Below are 22587 nucleotides of genomic sequence, written 5' to 3' on the forward strand. Positions count from 1 at the left end.
ATGTAATTTGAGATTTGAGATTTGAGATTTTTACTTCCATCCAAAATTCAAAATCTCAAATTGGCAGAGTTAGGAATTATTAGTAACTCCTAACTCCTAACTTTATACGCCCAATAATTTGTAGATTAAGCTGTTAATTATAGTCAGCGCAAATGCCCCGATAACAGCACTCCAAATTCCGTAACGCAAGCGAAAGCCGTCTACTAACCAAGCAGCAATACTAAAACAAACCACGGCAATCATAAATGTGAAAATACTGGATAATAAGTCCAATGTGAGTAAATTTGGTACTGCAAAAACAAGGCTTAAAATCGGTCTGACTATTGCCGTCACGATACCAAGCACTGCGGCCGAAAGGAAAGCTTTACCTGGAGTGTCAATTTCAACTCCCAGAGGCAATTTGCTAATTATCAACAGGGTGATTGCTGTTACTATCCAAACAATTAAAAGCGTCACGATATTCATGCCACAACCCCTGAAACGTGAATGGCAATTGGTGATAAATTACTTTAGTTTATCGGTGGAAAAATCTTTAAAGCTCAACCAATTATCTATAAATTAGCAGGAAAATTTTCTCTAACCGAATTTTATTTTAGATATCTTTAGGATTGAGAAAGAGCTTGAAGGGGAGTTGGGAGATGAGGGAGATGAGGGAGCAGGGAGCAGGGAGCAGGGGGAAAATTCCTCTCCTCTGCAACCTTCCCCATGCCCGATGCCCGATGCCCGATGCCCCATGCCCCATGCCCTATCTCATCTTTTAAGAGTAGGTTGGGTTTGTTTGGGTGCTACAGGCGCTTGAGATGCTGGTGGTTTGGAAATACCAGGATTGATCGGACTGATGCTTTGTCCAGTTGGAGGCTGACTGACGCTAGGAAAGGGTATGGAATTAGGTGCTAAGGGAAAATTAGGGGTAAGATTCCCTTCGGGATTGATTCCTGGAACTGTTGCTGCACCAGGATTGATTGGGAATGACGGAACAGCAGGCTCCTTGAGTGAGTTTGTGGATGGTTCAGATGGGCCAGGAATAATTCCCAAAGACACGCGATCGCCCCCTACTTGCCGCAGCAAGTCCAATGTCTCAATCACATCATTGTAAGTTGCTGTCCGCGAAGCATTCAGCACCACAATGGCGCTAGGATTTTGTTGGAGATACTGTTTTAAGCTCTGTCGCAAATCCTCCCGTTTTACAGGCTGTTTTTCTATGTAAGTATTGCCAACGGCATCGATGGTTACAATCAAACTTCCACTTTGTGAGGTTATCCCAGATACTGAACTGGGGCTGGCTTTAGGCAAATCAACATTTATTGCTTGTTGCCGCGTAAATTGCAAAGCTGCTAACAAAAAAAACGTCAGGATACAAAAAATTACATCAATTAAAGGAATGATTTGAACTTGGACTTCTTCAATTGGAGTATGTAGATTAACTTTCATTGTCTCACTCTAACGTCTGGTTCGGGGGTTGAATTCTTGACTATTGCTCAGGAGAATTTGGAGGTTCAGGGGGTTCAGAAAGTCTAGTCTTTCCTGGTTTGCGCGGTGGAGTAAAATTATCCCGCACAATTGCTGATGTTCTATTACTAAAATCAGGCGGAGATTGACGGTAGAGCAATTCCATCTCATTCCCTGCCTTCCGAAAAACTTTGACTTGGTTGACTACAAAACTTTGAAATAGGCGGTAAAATGCCAAACTAATAATGGCAACTATTAGCCCAGTTGCCGTAGCAATGAGTGATTCACCAATACCAGTAGTCACCCCAGCTGTAGATTCAGTTCCCAAATCGCCAATCCGAATTGATCGCAAAGCGCGGATTAAACCCAAAACCGTACCCAACAATCCCAGCAGTGGCGCTAGGGCAATTACGGCTTCTAAAAGTTTTTCACCCCGCCGCATTCCAGCTAATTCATCTTCTGCCGTAGCCTCCAGTGCTAGTCGAAAGGTTTCCGCATCATTTTTTGTTAAGCGTAGAGGGGCATAGAGAAAACGACCGACAGGCTGATGGCTTGCAAGTCTAGCAATGTCCGCAGCTACTTCCCAATTATCCTGGGCAGCATCCAGGATGCGATCGACTATTTGCTTTTCCTGAGTCAAAATTCGCAACCAGAACCACAAACGTTCAAAAATCACACTCAAAGACAGAATCGAGAGAACTAGCAAAGGCCACATCGCGGGCCCGCCCTTATAAAATAAATCTAAAATATCCACTGTTTAAGTTTCCTCCCTCCATGACTAGAGCAAATATGCTAAAGCATTTTAATTCTAGAGATTAATCCAAAATGAGGGACTTCCAAAATATAAATTTCTCGAAAATCTAAAAAGACAGTGTAAGCATGGTGTATTTAACTTAGACTGCTGTAGAAACTTGCTGCTGGGTAGGCAATTGAATGATAAACTCACTTCTTTCACCAAGAGTAGAAAAACATTCCAATTTGCCACCATGTTTTTCGGTGATAATTTGATAGCTGATTGCCATGCTCATGCCGGTTCCTTTGCCTACAGGTTTGGTGGTGAAGAAAGGATTGAAGATCCGATTTTAAACCTGTTCTGGCATTCCCCCGGCATTATCTGCGATGCCTTCTCTACGAGACGCTAGGCGAACGGCGGGCTTTGCCATCGCCTTGGTCATCTGTGGCGTAGTTATAGGAGTTTTTTGGAGGTTTGGCACTCCAATCATCAATCGTCACAGTTTTGCCATCGTAACGGGCGGCTCCTATGCCTTCACCTGTGGTCAGTCCAATGCCGATGTAGGTCAAATCATAAGCCTGCATTTGTTTCCAGAAATACTTTCCCACAGTTTTGCGATGCCTACGGCGGGCTGCGCCTACGCGCACATCCAATAACCCCATCTGAATGGCATCAGCATTAATCTGGCTCACTTTTTGGGGAATAGATAGATAAGAATTTAAATGTTGATCTACTATATTGCTAGTTCGATCCATCAAGTGGTCTGCCAAGTGGTTGTCAGCTTTCTGTCCATTCTTAAATGACAAATAACCTACTAAACCCACCGCTCCAAATATTTGTAAGACAAAGGGAATAATCAGAACCATCTGTAGGGGGATTTTAGATATGCCAAAGTGATGCTTCTTCATGGGTAGGTTCATCCTGCGTTTAGGATTCCCTTTTAAAATAGACAATCAACATCGATACAATTTATTCTTGTGCAGAATCACAGAGTAGGTATTTGGTGACAGATTACGAGTAGCGTCTTCCAGACTAACTAGGGCGGTTATTCCCACCGGGAGTTTTTAGGATAATTTGTCAAAATTAAAGATAACTGGAGGTTCAAAATATGAAATTTTCAATCCAATCACTTTACACCTGGTATCGCAATTTGCTTCGTAACCCCAAGTACCGTTGGTGGGTAATTTTAGGAACGTTAGTCTATTTGATCAGCCCAATTGATATTGCCCCAGATTTTATACCTGTTGTGGGACAGATTGATGATGTTTTTCTTTTGACCCTGCTAGTTAGTGAGGTATCCGGGCTAGTAATTGAAGGCTGGAAAGCTCGTAAGGGTGATGTGGGAACTGAAGTACCTAATAGTACTGAGGGTTCTACCTCCACTGGAAGCACCATTGATGTTGATGCTGTTTCTGTTAAGTAGATTTTTAAGGCAAAGGAACGCGGAGGGAAGCGCAAAGGAACGCGGAGTCAGAGTTAGAGGTTGTTGACTACGCGTTTAAGACCTTGTTTGAGGTGGAGGACGTTGAAGTTGATGAGAAGACCTAGTTTGCAGTTTGCTAGTTTGAGATAGGTTAGGAGTTGAACGGGGTGAATCGGGTGGAAGGATTCTACAGATTTAATCTCTACTTAATCTCTACAATTACTTTGTTTTCGACTATCAAATCTAATCGATAAACGCATTCCAATTGCACATTTTGGTAAACCAAAGGCAATGGAATTTGCTTACCAACATTCAATCCGGCTTCGTTCAACTCGTAATCCAAGCACACCTCATAAGCCGACTCTAACAAACCAGGCCCAAAGCAGTATGCACCTTCATCGCACAACCAATAATCAACCCACTCAACTAAATCCAGTTTGAAACCCCTACTATATCGATGTTTCCCGTTACAGCGCTTCCGGCTATTATGGAATATAGTTTTTCTCCTTGCCCCTCTCCTAGCGCATACCTTTCAGCTTTGAGGATGTACCTCATAGCTGCCGGAAGTGCTGTAACGGGAAAAGTCAGGATTAAATCAAACTTTCCTTTGCGTTCCTCTACGTTCATAAATCCTTCACAAACTCTGTTAAAAAGCGGAAAGCCTTCAAAATATAACTAGCGCAATCTCTAGGAGAAGTGTTGTAAAACGATCGCCACGCACTAGCCTTATCCTCATCATAGCGATCGCTGCGTTGACTATGGTTTTCTAGCCACGCCAATCGCACTGCATGACCAATTAACACATCTAATACTATATATCCTTCGATTTGCAAGTTGGGATTATTAGCTGCGATCGCTGCTAATTCTATTAATGCTTCAATATTAACTTGGCGGTATTCTGGAGCTTCGATTTTATTCAGCAAATGCTCAACCAAGAGAGCAAAATTTCTTTCCCCCGCCGTCATTTCTGACAACATCAACTCACTATCTAAACGATTGCGGCGCTCTAGTTTATCGCCAATTACTAGACCCTTGCAATGTTGCATTAATAGCCAAACTTGCTTAAAAAATTCTTTTGGTACGCGCCCCGTGGCACCCTCAGCTTGGCGAAACCGCCGCCAACCACCCGGCGGGACTTCTATTCCTTCTCCTATTGTTGGTAACACTACCCAAGCAATATCACTTTCTTTTTGCTTGACGTGCAGTGATTCTTGCTGGCGCAACAGGTTACTCATGCCAGTATATCCAGTTAATACCTGACGCAAGCGCATTTTCACTTCAAAGGGTGAAAGTTGCATTAAGTGATCGTATGCTTCATCTTGAGTGACATACAATTCCCGCGCTAGTTCGCTGGTTATCAATAGGATGAGATAGCCGACTCTCAGCGTCAGTAATCCCTGAAATAGTTCGGATTCTGAGCGAATTAAGATACCAAGATAGATTAAAATCTCTTGAGTTAGGACGCGATCGCGTATATCCTCACGACAAAAATGATTAATTTTATCAGCAATTTCATCGTGTGACATCGGTACGGTAATCAAGGACGCCTCACTGTAAGCTTTACCCACAGCAATTTGCTTACCCCGTACCAAAATACTCGTCACTGCATCTGATAGGCTGATATCAACCATTCGCCTTAACCCAGCAGCCCGGCGCACCACCGCCCAAATGGCTAAATCTCCAGCTTTGGTGTAAACTTCATCGAGTAAATCGGCTACGGTGACAGGATATCCTGGTCCACCGTACCCCGTATCAAATTCCATTCCCTGCAAGCGAGTTAAAGTTTGCAATAACTCAATTTGCTCGTAGATATTCTCTGATGAGCGCAAATAAGAAAGTAATAACCCAAAGTTGGTTTCACACTCCATTTGAAATTCTTGGGTATTTCCTAAGCGCCAGTTTTTCTCAGGATGATCAGCTAGGTAATAGCAACGTAGTCTAGCATTTTTCACTGGCGATCGCGAGAATTCTGCATTTGGAAGAAAATCAATTCTTTGGATTCCAGCTGTCAGCATTAGCTGATTTAGCCGTCCTAATTTCACCCGCACACCGTTACAAACACCATTTTTCAGTTCTTGCATTAATTCTAGTAATGCCTCAGAACCGATTTCTAACATGGTATGCGTCAACATTAAAGTCAAAGTAGGACGCCCTAAATCGTTCCAATATTTTTGAATGTAAGCTAGTTCGCTTCTAATTTGATCCAGCAGAAAATGGTAATCAAGGGTTAAGTAAAACTGTTGAGAGTCGGAAAATGAAGGTAAAAATACAATTGTTTCGCCGCGAATCCGAAAGATTCTAGATGTTGTTAAACTCCGCAGCCGTCGTACTGGACGCCCAGTTAAACCAAGTTTATCGTTACGTCCAATTTGGGTATAAATAGCGGAAAATTCTCCAGCTTTTCTCACCTGAATCGGTTCTACTTGGGTAGGCGTTTGTGCTTCAATTCCGTGAACTTCTAGTTTTGTCTGTAAATCTTCATCTTCTGCTAATAAAGCAATTTGTACCAATGCCTCGCGCTGTTTTCCCACACACAAATGTCTTCCCAAAGGGTCGATATCACCAACCGCCAGTAACCCTTCACTCAACATTTGACTGAGAAAATATAAACTCTGCGCCCACACCAAGGGAATGTTTTCATTGGGCAAACGTGGTTGCGTTTGCGGTGCTAACTTTTCTGCTTCTATGTTTTCTGCTGGAACATAATAAAGTTCTGGCAATAAACGCAAACCATTTTGTTCTATAAGTAATGATTCTAAAAGCTCTTGGTATTTTTTAACTTGCTCTTGCTCGCCGCGAAATAAGCCATCTAGAACTAAATAAGTAAAAAATAACGGCCATTCACATTCAATATGCTCAAATTGCTTGAGTTCCCACGGTTCGTAATGTAAGCGTTGATGATCTTCTAAAACGGTTTGGTGTCCATCACGCAGAAAGCGTTTGCATCCGTATTTACCTGCGAGTTTATTGATAATATCATTCAATGTGCGATCGCGTAACTCCAAATCTTCCACTGCAAAGGCAGGATAACTAATAATACTTAACAGCGACGCATCAATTTCTTTGGAACCAGATTCTCTCGGTAATAAGGATTCTAAAGTAATCCGGGCGCGGGCAATTTCATCTGGTAGCACATGAATCACCGATGCTTGACTACCACGCACACCAAACAAATCCAGTCCGTTGATAGCTTCTAAGGCAGCTTTTGCCATGCCTACAGAACTGGCGTTTAACTCAGCACTACCACGATTAATTTTATTACCACGTTCCCAAATGCCATAATCTGGGGTGCGGTAAGCTCGTCCAATGTAATAAACTAAATTTTGGACGAAATTCACTTCATCAATGGTATAAATTATTTGCAATCCTGCTGCGGTCATCTCCGCCAACATTAGTAAAAATATAGATGTGGCATCCAGTTGTAAATGTCCCCACTCGTCATCACCAACAACAATGTCACCGGTCGCGGTATTATATTTGGCGTGCAATCCATCCAATAGCGACTGAGTATGTTTAAATGTCTCTACTTTATGAGCCTGTCGCATCATTGCAAACAACAACCCGCGCATCAGTTTGATAACACTGTGTTCTAGCTCATAAGTGCGCCCCTCGTCGTCGTCAATCTTGCGGTATGCAAGTCCTAAACCCCAAACTGCCAAAATGCTGTAAACGTTGTCTCGTACCCAGGCATCAGTATAATCGCCGTGGGCTGTAATCGCTGTACTCGCAGGTAATAAACCAGTAATCGGATTCTGCCGAGTCAGGATGATCGTTTTGATTTGCTGGTAATAATACTCCAGGCGAGCTAGCAATTCGGTAGATGTTTTCATGATTTGGTTCAGAACTACTTGCAAAATTCGACCCTGTGACTGTGAAGTGAATTACCTAAACCAAGTCAGAACAAGTTCTGTAATGGTTGATGGGACAACAGCTGAGGGTGGTGTGAGTTTATTATTATCTCGTGTTAATAGGTTTATGGGTACTTAATTTTAGCGATCGCAAACTAAAATATGATATTTGTTCAAATCTTCATTGATTTATGTAATATTTTATACTTTAGATTCCAGCTATTTTAAGGCATAACGAATTCTTTTTGTTGATAATTTACGTTAGATAAACGAGTAAAATTTCAGTTAAATTACGTGTATAGTGGTAACTATTATACCTTTGCAATATGACTTATGCACAGCAGTGAGAAGAAAAGTCATCTTTGAGGGACAGGTTAATTTGCAGCATTTAAAAGGGCATGATTCGCAAGGATTACCCAAAGGAGTTGCTTTTTTATGCACCACCATTTTAGCCGCTATCCGTATTAGTAGGAAGTTTCAAATAAGCTTCTAGCAGAATTATTCAAAAAGAGTTCTCTGAACATTTAGCAACTTTTTATAAAAAACCTGTTTTATGGTCTAGTTCTTACTATGTAGTGTCAACTGCTGGCGCTCCAATTGAAAAAGTAAAGCAGTACATCAAATCTCAATAAGTGCCTAATAATTGGGGATTCGTCATACATACCATTCCCTTATCAACCTTACAATTAATATTACTCAGGTATGCAATCCTCATCCGCCGCTCCCTATCCCCACCCTACTAAGAGTTGAGGGTGGGGACTTCTGCGAAGCGTTAAAAAACTGGTTTACAAACTGTTGTTACTGTACCTCATAAACCTGTAATACGCTGTATTTACTTTATGTGCGACTGCGAAACCTAATTCTAGAATCCACAAGAGAAACCACTAGCCATGCAAGTTGCGTTATTGTTAAATCTCATCATCTGTTGATAGCGCATTATTTCGATTTGCTCTTGTGCAGGAGTTAACTTGCGTCTGTTGACTTTAGATGACTGTTGTCCGCTAGCGGTATTTGACTGTAAAATGCGTGCATTCGTTGCCTTCCATCCACTATTTGTCCGTTTCCAGGTATCTTGATATTGGAATACTGTAGACACGGGTATAGGAACTTGAGGATTGTTTGGGTTTGAAAAAATTGCACTTTGATATCCAGTGCCAACTACAGTAGCAGTCTGTCCGTTGATTTTTATTCGCTGCTCACGCATCACCTGAATTTGACGTATGTTTGGGACATTCTGCTGCCAATCTTTGCGTATTTGCTCCAGATTTCTTACCTTTCCGTCCATCTCAACTTGTGTGAATTCAGGCGCATAGACAGAAACTGCTTGATTGAGATTCTTACGCTGAATACCAGCATCTAGAGTGCGATAGGATTCAATGATTGCTTGCTTATCGGCTTGCTCATTAGCATAAACAACATTAGTCATTGCAAGTGTTGTAGCTAGCAGAGTAGTAAAAGCTATAGCGGGTTGTCTCATAAATAATTTTATTTCTGCTAAGGGTAGAACTAAAGGGATTTAGCTGTAAATCATCATATTACAATAAGCCTACAAACCCATAAAAAGCAATTAATTTTACAAAGAAATATCAATCAATCAATTTATTTGCTGTAAGTAAATGGGCGGGAATGTTGATAAATATCTGGATGTTTGCAGTTAACTAAGCTGTTACGTATACAACTTGCATTATCAGGGCGCTCATGTTGCCCACCCCACAATCATATTGAAAAAATATTAGTGCAAATTAAAGGGGCAACAGCTTACAACTATAAAAGTAAAATAAACGAAGGTTTAATGCCTGAAATCCATACCACACATTTGGTATTCCCTGTCAATGCGTAAGTCCTAATGCCAAAATAATTAAAAAAATTGATGGATTTGGCGAATCCCAATATTCTTAGTAGCATTGCCAGCAAGTGGATAAATCAGCCACATGGAAACGCCTGTGATACATCATGCAACTTATGTTTGCGAGATTATCAAAACCTTGCTTATCACGGGTTATTAGACTGGCGACTGGCTTTAGATATGGCACAATTAGTGTTATCAGCCTCATCTGCAATTGATCTCAACTCTCCTTGGGGCAGTATTCCAAATCCTGGGAGTGAACTATATCAAGGTATAAATGCACCAATTCCCGCTACCCTTCAACGCCTTGGTTGCGGCTTACCAACTCAGTTCGGAACTCTCACTGGTTACACACACCAAAATCAGAACCGTCAGACAATCCTGATTTTATGCCATGCTTTGTGGCAAGATAATCATCCTGAGTGGATTGCATCAGAAGCGATGCCTTCTCTACGAGACGCTACGCGAACGGCGAGCTTCGCTAACGCCAAAGCTCAAACGACCTTACCACAACTATGAAGTGAAACCTGCTAACCCATTTCTGATTCTTCGTCGTCCAGGTGACTATGCATCAAGCTGCTTGATATAAACAGACTATTTATTGAAAGCGGCGGGAAACTCCATCCCCTCGTGGGTGGTCGAGGTTGCTCCCCCCAACCCTTGGGGCATAGGGCATGGGCCAAACAGGTAACTTCTTCCCCATACCCTATGCCCCATTCCCCATGCCCAAAAACTCCATCCCCTTGTGGGTGGAGTTTTTTGTGAGATTGTAAATATTTTAACTCGATAAAGTTTGCGAGTAAATTCGTTGATTGGCTTGACACATAGCTTGTAGCAATAGTTATATTTACTTAAAGTTACACGGAAATTACCTGAAACTCAGGGCAATTAAGTTAGTGAGAAATATCACAGATACTGAATGCTAATATTCAGTATTTCTTGAAGAGGGCTATTCCAGGTTAGGATGATGACTAGCGATGCCTTGATTTAGATATCGATATTGAATTGTTGAAATTTTATGGACCATAGTCCACCAGATGGCAGTATCAACCTCCTCTGAACTGGCGAGGAAGTCTCCCAGCGCGGGGGAGACTTAGGAGATATATATCATGCTCACACAAGATATTCGGGATTTGCTGACTGATACTACCGATTTAAACCAGTTGAAATGGGATTTAAATCGCTTACAACCTGTGGATGTCGGAGAGTACATTACACAATTGCCTGAAAAACAACGGGCGATCGCATTCCGTTTACTCAACAAAGCTCAAGCAATTGATGTATTTGAATATCTGCCTACAGAGGTGCAGGAAGAACTAATTAATTCTCTGCATGATGTCCAGGTAGTGCAACTTGTAGAAGAGATGAGTCCCGACGAACGGGCAGAATTGTTTGATGAACTACCTGCTGGGGTAATCAAACGGCTATTGCAAGAACTGAGTCCAGAACAAAGGCAAGCAACAGCAACGATTCTCGGCTATCCAGAAGGCACTGCTGGGCGGGTGATGACAACCGAATATGTGCGGTTGCGAGAAGGATTGACTGTAGGCGAAGCCCTCAGCAAAATCCGCCGTCAGGACGAAGACAAGGAAACAATTTACTACGCCTACGTCACAGACGACAACCGGACGCTGGTGAGAGTAGTTTCACTGCGTCAGTTATTGTTTACCTTTCCCGATGTTTCCATCAGGGATATTGCTAGCGATCGCGTCATAAAGGTGACAACTGAAACCCCCCAAGAAGAAGTGGCGCGAATCATGCAGCGCTACGACTTAATCGCTATTCCCGTAGTTGACCGAGAAGACCGATTGGTGGGCATTGTCACCATTGATGATGTCATGGATATTTTGGAAGAAGAAGCCACAGAAGATATTCAAAAACTGGCGGGTGTGAGTGGTGATGAAGCCGCTTTATCCTCTCCCCTACTCACCATCCGCAACCGCTTGCCTTGGCTGTTGGGCATCATGGCCTTGTATATTGGTGCAGCCAGTGCGATCGCGCCTTTTCAATCTGTAATTGCCGCAGTGCCAGTTCTAGCAGTAATCATGCCGATTTTTTCTAACACCGGTGGCACTGTTGGTATTCAATCATTAACGGTGACAATCCGCGGCTTGGGAGTAGGAGAGGTAACACCCAAAGACACTCTGAAAATTCTCCGCAAAGAACTTTTAGCTGGTTTAGGTACAGCCCTAGCTTTAGCCACAACGATGATCCTGCTTTCCTTAATTTGGGCGCGACCCCAAGAGCGATGGGTGGCTTTAATTGCCGGAATGGTAATGGCAACTAATACAATTGTGGCTGTTACACTCGGCACTTTACTACCAATGGGTTTGAAACGACTGAAGCTTGACCCGGCACTAGTTAGCGGGCCGTTAGTAACAACAATGTTAGATACAATTGGTTTTTTAACTTTTCTCAGTCTGATTTCTCTAGCATTGAATGTTTTTCATTTACCAAGTTAATCAGCCCCGATGGCGAATATAGTTTGTCAGAAGTTTGTCAGATTTTTGTGATTACAAAATTACAGGCTTCTGACAATTAGAAGTATAACCCGGTAAAACTTTTACCTCTGGCTGAGTCAATCGTAGCGTTAAAGAAAGTCGGACTTTCCCACTATTATTACGTACTGAACGATGTAATAGTGTATTACTAAATAGTACAAATTCACCAGGACGTAACACTACAGGAATAGCTTTTTTTGCAACTTCATCAGTGAGTTCAAAAAAGTGATTACCACTAAAAGGATCGGTTCCTTTTATCTGGCAATCTTTTAAGTAAATATTAGGTATATACTCAAATCCATTATATTCATTAACTTCTGTCAAAGCTATATAAGCATGGATAGTTTTACAATCTCCTTTCAGCAGTTTAGGATAAGAATCTTGATGCCAAAAAGGAATTAATTGCTGGGCGGGATAATTTACCCACAGTTCTGATCGCCATAATACTAAATTTTCCCCTAAATAAGCATTAAGCCTTTCTAATAAATTTTTATCTTGACATAATTGCAAAATTACAGGTGAATCTAAATGTCTTTCCATGTAAAAAGATTTAGTAAAAACTTGAAGCAATATAATGAACAATGACCCAATATCAAATCTAATCAGTGATTTAACTACCTCTTTTAGTAATATCTTTATTGGTAATTTCCTTAAAACTTTATCAAAAATATATTGGGTAATATCAGCTATTTCATTACTGGTTAAAAGGAGAGAGTTTGGCCCCCAAATTTCATCAGTACCATCATAATTAATTTTCTTTGTATTCTGCTGTTGGTTGCAACCAGCCCATAATAAACTACGTTCCCATAATTGCTCTGATAATTCTTGATTTTGTGCTATTTCTGGTAATGTAATTTCTTGAGTGTGACTATCTAAAAATTTTCCACTAACATTTTGATAATCTGGGGAAGTAGCACAAACAAGGGTACTATATGCTCCGGCTTCCGAGGAAATACCTAAACCTAAATATTTACTCAGACGATGCCATATAGTAATATTTGATTGCACAAAGCCTGGATGTATTGCGTTAGCTGTGACTTGAGAATTATTTAATCGCTGAGAAAGTTCTCTTGTTAAAAGCAATAAAGAGAGTTTAGAAACGGCATATAATTTTATAAAATTTAATGGTGTTCTTTTAACTAATAAATTCCAGTCTATACCAGTTGGAGATAAGGCGAAATCTGACGCTAACATAATAATGCGACTAGGGGCAGATTTTTGCAATTTTTCTAGTAATAAATAAGTGAGCAAAAAATGACCTAAATAGTTAGTTCCCCAAATCAGTTCAAAACCTTCTTTGGTTGTGCCTCTGCTATTGAATATACCTGCATTGTTGACTAATATATGTAATGGTAAATTGTTGTCATTAAATAGTTTTACACACTTCCGAACTGAATCTAAAGAAGCTAGATCAAGAGGTAAAAATTTCACATTTTGATTTCCGGTAGTTTGGCGGATGTAGTCTATAGCTTTTGCGGCTTTATTTGCCGAACGACAGGCAATAAATACATGATTGCCTAATTTGGCTAAACCTACAGCCGTCATTAAACCTACACCAGAGTTACCACCTGTAACCAGACACACTTGCATAATTTACGCTCTCTCAGTATTTATTTCCAACCAATTGCCAGAAACTATTAATAGTTGTCAAATAAAGGAACTGGAGGGGTTAGGGCTTACTTCTTGATTTCCATCCTTTTTATCCTCCGTATTTTTTGCTGGCTAGCTTACTAGTCAGTATTATAGCAACGGACAGGAAGCTTTTGGACAACGAGAAATTCACAATGTATCCTGTTGAAGGCGCCTTCTCTATGCAGGAAACTGATTGCTATTTATGCCTACTACCACCTGGAATCGTCATCACATTCTTTCCCTCGCTGACTTCACTACCACTGAATACGATACAGTTTTACAAACTGCGGCTTCTTTTCAAGAGGTGCTATCACGGCGGACAAAAAAAGTGCCAACCTTGCAGGGACAGGTAGTGGCGAATTTATTTTTTGAACCCTCTACTCGGACTCGTAGCAGTTTTGAAATCGCAGCGAAACGTTTGAGTGCAGATACGCTGAACTTCGCCGCAGCATCTTCCTCTATGACTAAGGGAGAGACAATTCTCGACACAGCGAAAACCTATTTGGCGATGGGAACTGATATTATGGTAGTCCGCCATCGAGAGGCAGGAGTACCGAATGCGATCGCGGCTGAAATGGATCGTCTAGGTGTACGAGTTAGTGTTCTCAATGCTGGTGATGGTCAACATGAGCATCCTTCCCAAGCACTGCTAGATTTATTTACGATTTGTACTCTAATTGACCCAGATCACCCCCGACTGGATCTTTTAAAGGGAAAAAAGATTGCCATTGTTGGGGATATTCTCCATTCTCGTGTGGTGCGATCGAATATTTGGAGTTTAATTGCCAGTGGTGCCGAAGTGCATCTCGCAGCACCACCCACCCTCTTACCCAAGTTATTTGCCGAGTATATCTCTGAGCAAGTAGAGGGGAAAGAGCAGGAAGCAGGAGGAGACAAATTAATTCTCTCATCCCCCTCATCTCCCTCATCTCCCTCATCTCCCTCATCCCAACTATTTCTCCACTGGCAACTAGAACCAGCTTTGCAGAATGCTGATTTTGTCATGACTTTGCGCCTGCAAAAGGAACGCATGACGGCTCATTTACTGCCAAGTTTACGAGAATATCATCAGCTATTTGGCATTACACGCACAAAGCTGCAACTTTGTAAACCTAACGTCAAAGTTTTGCATCCAGGCCCAGTCAACCGTGGTGTTGAAATTAGTTCTGATTTGATGGATGACCCGGAGTTTAGTCTTATTCAATCGCAAGTTACCAGCGGTGTCGCCGTTCGTATGGCGCTGTTGTATTTGATCGGAAGCGGTAAGGTTTAATTTGACACTCCCCGCAGGTATGTGCTTTAGCTGAAATTAATACTACGATAATTCGATAGACATATAGTATAATATTTTCGTTTATTTGTACTATGAATCTTCTGTTAAGGGGAAGGTATCGCTTGTCAGGAGGCAGGTCTGTTGAATAGAAAACGGAATCTATCATTCATTCAAAAAGTCAAGCAAAAACTTGTTTCACCCACCGCTTGGTTAGCACTAGTTGTGTTTAGCATCTTGCTGGTTACTGGCACAACGATCGCCAGCAGTTTAGCTCAGAACTCTGCTAAGGGAGTAGGTAATGTAAGCGAGCAAGCTTACGCTGGATTTAAAGGCAAAATCGGCAGAACCTTAGCAGAATCAACGCCTTGGTGGACTCCACAGCCCCCATCGTCTTTAGCCAACAAATCTCTGGCTTCATCCGGCACAGCACCAAAAGGAGCCCCCAACATTGTTGTTTTCCTAATTGACGATCTGGGATTTTCGGATTTAGGCCCCTACGGTTCAGAAATCAGTACACCGAATATTGATAAATTGGCAGCTAACGGACTGCGGTTTAGCAACTTCACAACGCACCAGCTTTGTTCTCCCACACGAGCATCTTTATTGACGGGATTAAATGCCCACTCTGCGGGAGTCGGTTGGGTTGCTGAGGGAAACCCTGGTTTTCCTGGTTATGCGGGTGAAATTCAGAGCAATGTCGTCACTCTGGCAGAAATTTTACGTAGCAATGGCTATTCTACCCTGCTGACGGGTAAGTGGCATTTGACTCAGACTTACGATCGCACCGCTACCGCGTCATTAAATTCCTGGCCGTTACAACGGGGGTTTGAACATTTTTTTGGCTTCTTAGATGGATTGGAACATCCCCAGACACCCCATATTCTCTACGAAGACAATACGCCGATTTCAGTTGATCGCTATCCTGAGAATTTCCTCACCACCGATTACTGGACAGAAAAAGCGATCGCATTGCTCAAACAAGCAAAAACTAAGTCAAAAGACAAGCCATTTTTCTTGTATTTTGCCAACAATGCTGTTCATTCACCCTTTAATATTCATCCCGCAGACCTTGCTAAATACAAAGGCAAGTATGATGTCGGCTGGGATGTGCTACGCCAGGAACGATACCAGAAGCAACTTGCATCAAAGCTAATTCCTGCCAACACTCAACTACCACCCCAAAATCCAGGCGTTAAAGGTTGGGATACACTATCGGCTGAGGATAAAAAGCTATTTGCTCGTTACCAAGAAGCCTATGCAGCCTTCGTTGATAATCTGGATCAAAACTTTGGCAAACTCTATGAGTATTTAGAGTCCACCGGGGAACTCAACAACACAATTATCATTGTAGCTTCTGATAATGGGGGTTCTGGAGAAGGTGGGCCAAATGGCACGACGAATGTAGCTCGACATTACTCCGGTTTACCAGACGATAAAGCCCTGGATATCAGTCGGTTCGAGTTGATAGGTAGTCCTCAAACTGCGCCTCACTATCCCATTGGCTGGGCAACCGTTTCCAATACACCCCTAAAGCGTTACAAGTCCCTTACCCTTGGGGGCGGTAGACGGAATCCATTGATTGTTTCCTATCCAGCAAAAATCAAAGATTTGGGTGCTACCCGGACACAATTTACGCACATCACAGACATTACACCTACCCTCCTGGAATTGACGGGTATCAAGCATCCCGACAGTTTTAATGGTAAACCCACGAAACCTCTAGAAGGTATCAGCTTTGCCTATCTCTTGAATAATGCCAATACGCCCTCTCAAAGAACTGAACAATACTATGAGAATTCAGGCAATAGAGGGTATTACAAAAATGGTTGGTATGCTGTCACCGAACATCAGATCGGGAAACCATTTAGTGACTCCGAGTGGCAGTTGTACAACCTGAACAAAGATTACTCCGAAACCAACAATGTGGCGAACCAGTATCCAGAGAAAGTCAAAGAACTGGCAGCAGCCTTTGATGCTGCGGCATTCAAGTATCAAGTTTATCCCCTGTTAGAATCCACGCAAGATGGAGGAGTGCCGCCTTATATCAAGGATAAAGTGAAACCGAAGACATTCCATGTAGGTGACTTGGTACTGGAACCGGACATTTTGCCATTGGTGAGCGATCGCGATTATACCATCCAGGTGAAGGCTCAGTATAAAGCAGGCGATCGCGGGGTGATTCTTGCCCACGGTGGACAGGAAGTTGGTTATATCTTCTATATTGAGGATGGCAAGCTGTTCTACGAACACAATAACTATGGTCAGCCAATTAAGTTTCCCGCAGTCCCGCTACAGCCAGGTCAACTTAACATCGATTTGAATTACGATGCACTGGGCAAGCGCCAGGGGTCTGGAACACTCTCCGTCAACGGACAGCAAGTCGCGGCAGGTAAGCTGGGGCTAACGTTTAGTGGCTTTCCCTATGAAGGATTGGACATTGGTAAAGATGCCCGTAGCCCTGTGTCATGGAATCTCTACAAAAAATATGGGGTCTTTAAATACACTGGTGCGATCGAGCAAGTCAAATACATACCTGGTTTACCCGCGCCTGATGCCAAAGAGGAGTAGAGAATAGGTAAGAGGTATTTTTATACTTCGTTATCAACTTAATTCATGGCGTTTGTTGCATAAATATCTTTTTGTTTTGTGCCTTTGCACTTACCAGTAGGTAGGTGCAAAGATCCCACTTCTCTAAAGAGAAACAACTTGTTTAGCGGTCAATCCAACGGCTCACTGCTGGCAATTGTGCAGAGAACCATAGCGCACCTAAGATACTCAGATTGCCACAGACAATCAAGGCATTAGTCGCACCAAAATTATGTGCCAAAGTTCCAGCTAACAGATTTCCAAAGGGCATCATACCCACCATTGCTAGGGCATAAAAACTCATCACCCGTCCGCGCTTATCCTCGGCAACTAGGGTTTGGATAATCATATTACTACTGGTAATCTGGAGGATGGAAAAGCAGCCTGTAAACACTAGTATGATTATGGATAATCCAACTTGACGCGATAGTGAGAAGCAGATCAGACTTATCCCGATCAAGACTTGAGCGACTACAATCAAACGCTCTAAGCCCGCAATCCCTCGCCTGACACTCAGATACAAACAAGCAAGCAACGATCCAATCGGTGCTGAGATGCTGAGGTGAGCCATCGTAGTTGCATCCCCATTTAAAATCTTAGCCGCGAAGACGGGCATGAGCGCGATATGAGACATCCCGACTAAACCTTGTAACGCCAGTATTAATAAAATTGCTCTAATCGGCTGGAATTTGGAGACATATTCAAAGCCCTCCCGCAATTTCTGCAAAGTATCGCTAAGGCTCGTAAGAATCTGTGTGGATCTGACTTTCAGCCGCATCGCTAGCAGGGTAAAGATGGCAGGGATATAGCTGAGGGTATCGTAGAGAAAACAATATTTCACCCCTAGCGTCGCAATCAAAATCCCGCCCATAGCCGGTCCCAATACCAGAGAGGAACTTAACATTACTGAATTCAAAGCGATCGCATTGCCCCAATCGGCGCGATCGTCTACGGTTTCGGTGACGATTGTATGACGCACGGGCATATCTAATCCCTTGAGAAAACCATTGAGAACACTCAGTACTAATAAGATGGGAAACGTAATCGAATTTCTAAAGGTAAGAATCGTTAAAGCCAGGGAAACGCTAATTCCCAATATCTGCACCACCATTAACAAGTCACGACGACTCCAGCGATCGGACAAGACGCCCGAAAAGGGAATTACTAATAACGTAGGTAAAAATTGCACAAAGCCTGCAACTCCCAATAACCAAGCCGATTTAGTCAAATCGTATACCAGCCAAGGAATCGTTAACTGCTGGGTCATAAATGTCCCAGACATTGATAGTAACTGTCCCCCAAAAAATAGGCGAAAATTACGCCAGCGAAAGGCCGGTAAATACTGGTAAATGATATTACTTACGCGATCGCCTAGTTGTCCGTTCCAAATTTTCATCAAGGGAGTTCTAGTATGCTCTACTAACAATTAGGTTAACTAACAATTATCGGATAATCGCGTAGTTTACCGCCGCAGGCATCGCATCTGGTTTTGTCGCCAGTTTGCTGATTCAAAGGTTAAGCCTTATTCCTAACGGCATCCGGTGTAATCATTGCATACTGCTGAGCAGTTAAGGTTGCTCCTTTAACATCGACTTGTTTTGGTACAACCTTCAGTTCATACAGAAGATCCGCAACCTTTTGTTGAGCGCTAATTACTTCCTCAGTAATTGGTCTCATGTCATATTTTCTTCTCGTCAGCGTCAACTCCATAGTATCGACATCAGTCTTGACCTTCGGTGCGAGGATTTCGGCAGCAGCCCGCCTGTTTTTGTTTGCCCACTCCCCAACTTGGTAGTACTCTGACAAAATTGCTTTCAAGAGTTCAGGATTATTAATTGCAAAATCTCGTGAAGCTAGGTAATAACCTCCTGGCGTCTTAATTCCTTGGGCGTCTCGTAAGACCCGAATACTGCCTTCCCGTTGCAGCTTGATCAGACTAGGATCACCTTCTACAAAGGCATCAACCGTCTTGCTCAAAAACGCTGCTCTTCCATCTGCAATGGTCAGATTCACTGATTCAACATCACTGATTTTCAGCCCTGCCTCTTCCAACGCTTTCACCACAAAAAAGGTCTGAGCCGTCCCTCTAGAATAAGCAACTTTTTTACCTTTAAGACCTGCCAATGTTTGGATTGGAGAATCCTTTAGCACAACAATTGCTGAACCTTCTCCAGTACCTGGCGGGGTATTAACTACATAAATCAGATTGGTACCAGCTGCCTGAGCAAAAATGGGTGGCGTTTCGCCAGCCGGCCCAAGGTCAATGCTACCCACATTTAAGGCTTCCAAGAGCGGAGGCCCAGACACAAATTGAGACCAAGTAACACTTATTCCTTGAGGAGCCAACCGTTTTTCAATCGCGCCTTTTTCGTGGGTTAGATCCCCGGAAACTTGGTAGCCAAGTCGAACGAGCTTGGTACTGCCTTTATTGTTACTAGTGGCATTAGCACTCAAAGTTGTGCTGCTGTTATTGCCTGTGCTGCCGTTGTTTGTTCCACAACTGACTAAGGCAGAAAAAGACATTAACCCATAAAAAGTGTAAAGTAAATCACGCCTGGATATTGAGTACTTTCCAATTTGCGGTCTGACCATAGCTTTCTACCTCATGTTGACGCTGATACCGTGGGAGCAAAATCTCTGCAAGCTCACCGAATCGATTAGAGGGTTCTATCCTTGACAAGAAGGCTAGATCAAATCGCATTCGGTTTGGTGTCAAAACTAGCTTTTCTGTTAACGTGTCGCGGAAGTCCCCACCTTATGAGTAGATTGAAGGTGGGGATAGGGAGCGGGGGGTGAGGATTGCAGATGTATGACGAATCGCCAGTATTTTCTGGTAAGATAGTTAAAGTCTTGACCATCAATGCCACAAGCGAAAACCAAGCTAATAGGTATATGTTGCAAGAGAAAGATTTGGGTCTTGGGAACCAGGACTCCTGCCCCTGGAGGGAATGTCAGACTTTCTAGTACTACCGAGTTCTGGAGGCTATTCCCGATGAATTGGGAGAGCTACGTCCGTCTTACGGCGGAGTAGTTCACTTAACCCCCTCTGCTCTCTAAACTCGAGAAGGAAAGGGGGAGTAAAGTTTTCTATCTGAAAGAATTCACAACCTTTAGCTAGTGGAACTTAGACAAAAAACACCCATAAAAAAGCCTCAAATCTATATACAGAGAGACTTTGACATCGTTTTGCTTGGTTGATTGATATATCTGGGTTTGAGCCGTTTTTGAGCATTTGGTGTATTTCCCTTACCCTGCATGGGTTTGAGGCTTGTTTATCCCGAAAAAATGTTTAAGTCCCGCTAGCTGAACTTTAGAAAGGACGGCTTCCTCGAATGCTAACTCGCTTCAAAATCCGGGTTGCGTTGGAATTAAATTCGGGGCGATAGTGAGCCGTTGCCTGGTTGTCCCAATAAAGCAGGTCGCCCTTGCTCCAGTGGTGTTGATAAACAAAGTGGGGTTGCTTAATGTGTTGCCGCAACCGCTCAATTAGCTTTGCTCCTTCCACTGGGTCGTAATCAACAATATCTACCTCGCTAGCGGCATTTAGGAAGAGAACTTTCTTGCCAGTATCCGGGTGAGTGCGAACCAAAGGATGGGTAGCAACTCGTTCACCGGGTTCAACGGAACGACCGGCTGCGTAGGCAGGCTCAGGATAATCATCCCGATACTTGCCATAGAAATTAAAATGGCGCACCTGCAAGCCAGCAATCTGCCGCTTGGTAGCATCATCTAGCTCTTCGTAAGCCTGAATCAAATTCACCCAATAGGTATCAGGGCCATTCTCAGGCAGTTCTACCCCATATAAAAATGAACCGCTAGATGGTGTAGGCAACCAGTCATGATCAATATGGGGTAAAAGTTCACGATAGTTGGGTGCAACATTGACGGAACTTTCTTCGGAGGCAGCATTTGCAAGAGTCAGGACAAGGGGCGGCAGGTACGGCTCGGTTTCTCCTTTACGGATATAGGCAGGCTGTTGGAGAATGTCGCCAAAGTAATTCGCAAACGCTAATAATTGATCGTCAGTCAATTGTTGATTTTTGAAGATGAGGATGTGGCGATCACGCCATGCCTGCTTGAGTTGTAGAATTACTTCTGGTTGTGCTGCAAGACTGGCATCAACACCAGTAACAACTGCTCCTAAAGCTGCTTCAGTAGGCGTAATCTCAATTCGTGTTGCAGTAAATGTCATAAAAATTTCTCCTTGCACTTTGTAGCTTACGAAAGCACTGGTTGTGCTTCTTTAGACTCAGCTTTCTGCTTGAAGACGGTTGGTACTTCTGCGCTAAACGCCTCACCTTGAACTACTTCTGAGCGGAAACCATCAACCCCAACTGGAACATCGCCAGTGATCGTGGTGCGATATAAGAGACGCTCGACATCCAAATGATCTAAATCTTGAGGAGCTAAATGCACAGTGGCGCGGTTATCCCAGAACGCGATATCACCATTGTTCCAACGGAAACGGGTGGTGTAAGCAGGCTTGGTGATTTGGTTGAAGAACAACTCAAGCAGCAGCTTGCTTTCTTCTCGTGACACATCAACAATGTGCGAGGTGAAGCCAGGATTAACGAACAACGCACGCTCACCAGTCTCAGGATGAACCCTGACTACTGGGTGGATTGAGACTAGTGGATTGACAGCGATGCGCTCGGCGAACTTGCTGCTGCGGGGCTGATACCCACCACCATTGAAGCGATGTTCAGCTTTCAATGTATCTGCAAGCGATCGCAGAGGTGCTGATAGACCCTCATAAGCTGCAACTAAATTACTCCACTGGGTGTCACCGCCGAAGCTAGGGACATTAACCGCACGTAAAATAGACGCTGCTGGCGGGTTAATAGCTGCTGTTACATCTGTGTGCCAGGGACCTCCAGTGCGAAAGCCGTATTGCTTTTCATAGAGACTACGGTCTACGGGTTTGATCTGCGGAAATCCCGGAACTGGTTCAGGCTCTCCGAGTGGATGCGCGAAAGTCACTTCGCCGAAACGAGATGTGAATTCAACCTGGGCAGCATGATCGATGTTCTGTCCACGAAAGAACACGACTTTCCACTTCAATAGTGCTTTCCGAATTTCTTTGACTTGATCATCATTCAGAGGACGGGAAAGGTCTACGTTACCGATTTCGGCACCGATGAAACCAGCTACTTGTTTGACTTCGATATGTTTGTAGCCCATGTAGATTCTCCAGAGTTTGATTCATAGGGTGGTGTTCGCACTTGTCCGTTTCTTTTGGAATTTTGCTATCAAGTGGAAGCAATATTTCAAAGGAAGCGATCATAGTTGCTAGTAT

At 43.1% G+C, this 22587-nt stretch carries 20 protein-coding genes and 1 pseudogene; 7 read left to right on the plus strand and 14 right to left on the minus strand.

The window, feature by feature from the left end; genetic code table 11:
- Window positions 1-102 precede the first annotated feature (102 nt).
- Window positions 103-465, minus strand: a complete 363-nt coding sequence (locus tag V7L05_RS03865) for a phage holin family protein (RefSeq protein WP_335096959.1) — start codon at window positions 463-465, stop codon at window positions 103-105.
- A 155-nt stretch (window positions 466-620) separates the two neighbouring features.
- On the opposite strand from V7L05_RS03865, the gene V7L05_RS03870 reads away from it, so the two are divergent.
- The gene (locus V7L05_RS03870) at window positions 621-761 is read left to right on the plus strand and encodes a hypothetical protein (protein WP_335161966.1); all 141 of its coding nucleotides are present in this window, start codon (window positions 621-623) and stop codon (window positions 759-761) included.
- Here the strand turns inward: V7L05_RS03870 and V7L05_RS03875 are convergent.
- The 4 genes from V7L05_RS03875 to V7L05_RS03890 form a co-directional block, all read right to left on the minus strand.
- Window positions 751-1431, minus strand: a complete 681-nt coding sequence (locus V7L05_RS03875) for an ExbD/TolR family protein (RefSeq protein ID WP_335161968.1) — start codon at window positions 1429-1431, stop codon at window positions 751-753. The genes V7L05_RS03870 and V7L05_RS03875 overlap by 11 nt on opposite strands.
- Window positions 1432-1471: 40 nt before the next feature.
- Window positions 1472-2203, minus strand: coding sequence for a MotA/TolQ/ExbB proton channel family protein (locus V7L05_RS03880; RefSeq protein ID WP_335161970.1), 732 nt, complete (start codon window positions 2201-2203; stop codon window positions 1472-1474).
- A gap of 139 nt (window positions 2204-2342) precedes the next feature.
- The gene (locus V7L05_RS03885) at window positions 2343-2525 is read right to left on the minus strand and encodes an ATP-binding protein (RefSeq protein WP_335162046.1); all 183 of its coding nucleotides are present in this window, start codon (window positions 2523-2525) and stop codon (window positions 2343-2345) included.
- 52 nt (window positions 2526-2577) lie between these two features.
- Window positions 2578-3102, minus strand: coding sequence for a hypothetical protein (locus tag V7L05_RS03890; protein ID WP_335161972.1), 525 nt, complete (start codon window positions 3100-3102; stop codon window positions 2578-2580).
- A 188-nt stretch (window positions 3103-3290) separates the two neighbouring features.
- Between V7L05_RS03890 and V7L05_RS03895 the strand changes: the two genes are divergently transcribed.
- Window positions 3291-3605: a YkvA family protein gene (locus V7L05_RS03895; protein ID WP_335161974.1), complete on the plus strand. Its 315-nt coding sequence runs from the start codon at window positions 3291-3293 to the stop codon at window positions 3603-3605.
- A gap of 53 nt (window positions 3606-3658) precedes the next feature.
- Here the strand turns inward: V7L05_RS03895 and V7L05_RS03900 are convergent.
- Window positions 3659-4004, minus strand: a pseudogene (locus V7L05_RS03900) (GxxExxY protein).
- Window positions 4005-4228: 224 nt separating this feature from the next.
- On the minus strand, window positions 4229-7435 hold the full coding sequence (locus V7L05_RS03905) for a glycoside hydrolase family 15 protein (protein WP_335161976.1): 3207 nt from the start codon (window positions 7433-7435) through the stop codon (window positions 4229-4231).
- A 518-nt stretch (window positions 7436-7953) separates the two neighbouring features.
- Here V7L05_RS03905 and V7L05_RS03910 point away from each other — a divergent pair.
- On the plus strand, window positions 7954-8085 hold the full coding sequence (locus V7L05_RS03910) for a transposase (protein WP_335162048.1): 132 nt from the start codon (window positions 7954-7956) through the stop codon (window positions 8083-8085).
- A gap of 230 nt (window positions 8086-8315) precedes the next feature.
- Here the strand turns inward: V7L05_RS03910 and V7L05_RS03915 are convergent, their stop codons facing one another.
- The gene (locus V7L05_RS03915) at window positions 8316-8930 is read right to left on the minus strand and encodes a nuclear transport factor 2 family protein (protein ID WP_335161978.1); all 615 of its coding nucleotides are present in this window, start codon (window positions 8928-8930) and stop codon (window positions 8316-8318) included.
- Window positions 8931-9323: 393 nt separating this feature from the next.
- On the opposite strand from V7L05_RS03915, the gene V7L05_RS03920 reads away from it, so the two are divergent.
- The gene (locus V7L05_RS03920) at window positions 9324-9818 is read left to right on the plus strand and encodes a hypothetical protein (RefSeq protein WP_335161980.1); all 495 of its coding nucleotides are present in this window, start codon (window positions 9324-9326) and stop codon (window positions 9816-9818) included.
- 75 nt (window positions 9819-9893) lie between these two features.
- Here V7L05_RS03920 and V7L05_RS03925 read toward each other — a convergent pair whose 3' ends face one another.
- Window positions 9894-10016 (minus strand): hypothetical protein, encoded by a 123-nt coding sequence (locus V7L05_RS03925; RefSeq protein ID WP_335161982.1) that lies wholly within the window; start codon window positions 10014-10016, stop codon window positions 9894-9896.
- 392 nt (window positions 10017-10408) lie between these two features.
- On the opposite strand from V7L05_RS03925, the gene mgtE reads away from it, so the two are divergent.
- The gene (gene mgtE, locus V7L05_RS03930) at window positions 10409-11761 is read left to right on the plus strand and encodes a magnesium transporter (RefSeq protein ID WP_335161984.1); all 1353 of its coding nucleotides are present in this window, start codon (window positions 10409-10411) and stop codon (window positions 11759-11761) included.
- A 51-nt stretch (window positions 11762-11812) separates the two neighbouring features.
- Here mgtE and V7L05_RS03935 read toward each other — a convergent pair whose 3' ends face one another.
- Window positions 11813-13390 carry an SDR family NAD(P)-dependent oxidoreductase gene (locus tag V7L05_RS03935; RefSeq protein WP_335161985.1) on the minus strand — a complete coding sequence of 526 codons (1578 nt, stop codon included), beginning with the start codon at window positions 13388-13390 and terminating at the stop codon, window positions 11813-11815.
- A 244-nt stretch (window positions 13391-13634) separates the two neighbouring features.
- On the opposite strand from V7L05_RS03935, the gene V7L05_RS03940 reads away from it, so the two are divergent.
- Both V7L05_RS03940 and V7L05_RS03945 read left to right on the plus strand, forming a co-directional pair.
- Window positions 13635-14705, plus strand: coding sequence for an aspartate carbamoyltransferase catalytic subunit (locus V7L05_RS03940; protein ID WP_335161986.1), 1071 nt, complete (start codon window positions 13635-13637; stop codon window positions 14703-14705).
- 141 nt (window positions 14706-14846) lie between these two features.
- Window positions 14847-17273, plus strand: coding sequence for an arylsulfatase (locus tag V7L05_RS03945; protein WP_335161988.1), 2427 nt, complete (start codon window positions 14847-14849; stop codon window positions 17271-17273).
- A gap of 142 nt (window positions 17274-17415) precedes the next feature.
- On the opposite strand, the gene V7L05_RS03950 is transcribed toward V7L05_RS03945, so the two are convergent.
- The 4 genes from V7L05_RS03950 to V7L05_RS03965 form a co-directional block, all read right to left on the minus strand.
- Complete coding sequence (locus V7L05_RS03950; RefSeq protein WP_335161990.1) at window positions 17416-18687, minus strand: MFS transporter; 1272 nt, start codon at window positions 18685-18687, stop codon at window positions 17416-17418.
- Between the two features lie 119 nt (window positions 18688-18806).
- A complete protein-coding gene (locus V7L05_RS03955) occupies window positions 18807-19814 on the minus strand; it encodes an aliphatic sulfonate ABC transporter substrate-binding protein (RefSeq protein ID WP_335161992.1) in 1008 nt (335 codons plus the stop codon).
- A gap of 787 nt (window positions 19815-20601) precedes the next feature.
- A complete protein-coding gene (locus V7L05_RS03960; protein ID WP_335161994.1) occupies window positions 20602-21483 on the minus strand; it encodes a TauD/TfdA dioxygenase family protein in 882 nt (293 codons plus the stop codon).
- A gap of 26 nt (window positions 21484-21509) precedes the next feature.
- Complete coding sequence (locus V7L05_RS03965; RefSeq protein ID WP_335161996.1) at window positions 21510-22472, minus strand: TauD/TfdA dioxygenase family protein; 963 nt, start codon at window positions 22470-22472, stop codon at window positions 21510-21512.
- Window positions 22473-22587 lie beyond the last annotated feature (115 nt).

This window comes from Nostoc sp. (assembly GCF_036917755.1).
Classification (GTDB): Bacteria; Cyanobacteriota; Cyanobacteriia; order Cyanobacteriales; family Nostocaceae; genus Nostoc.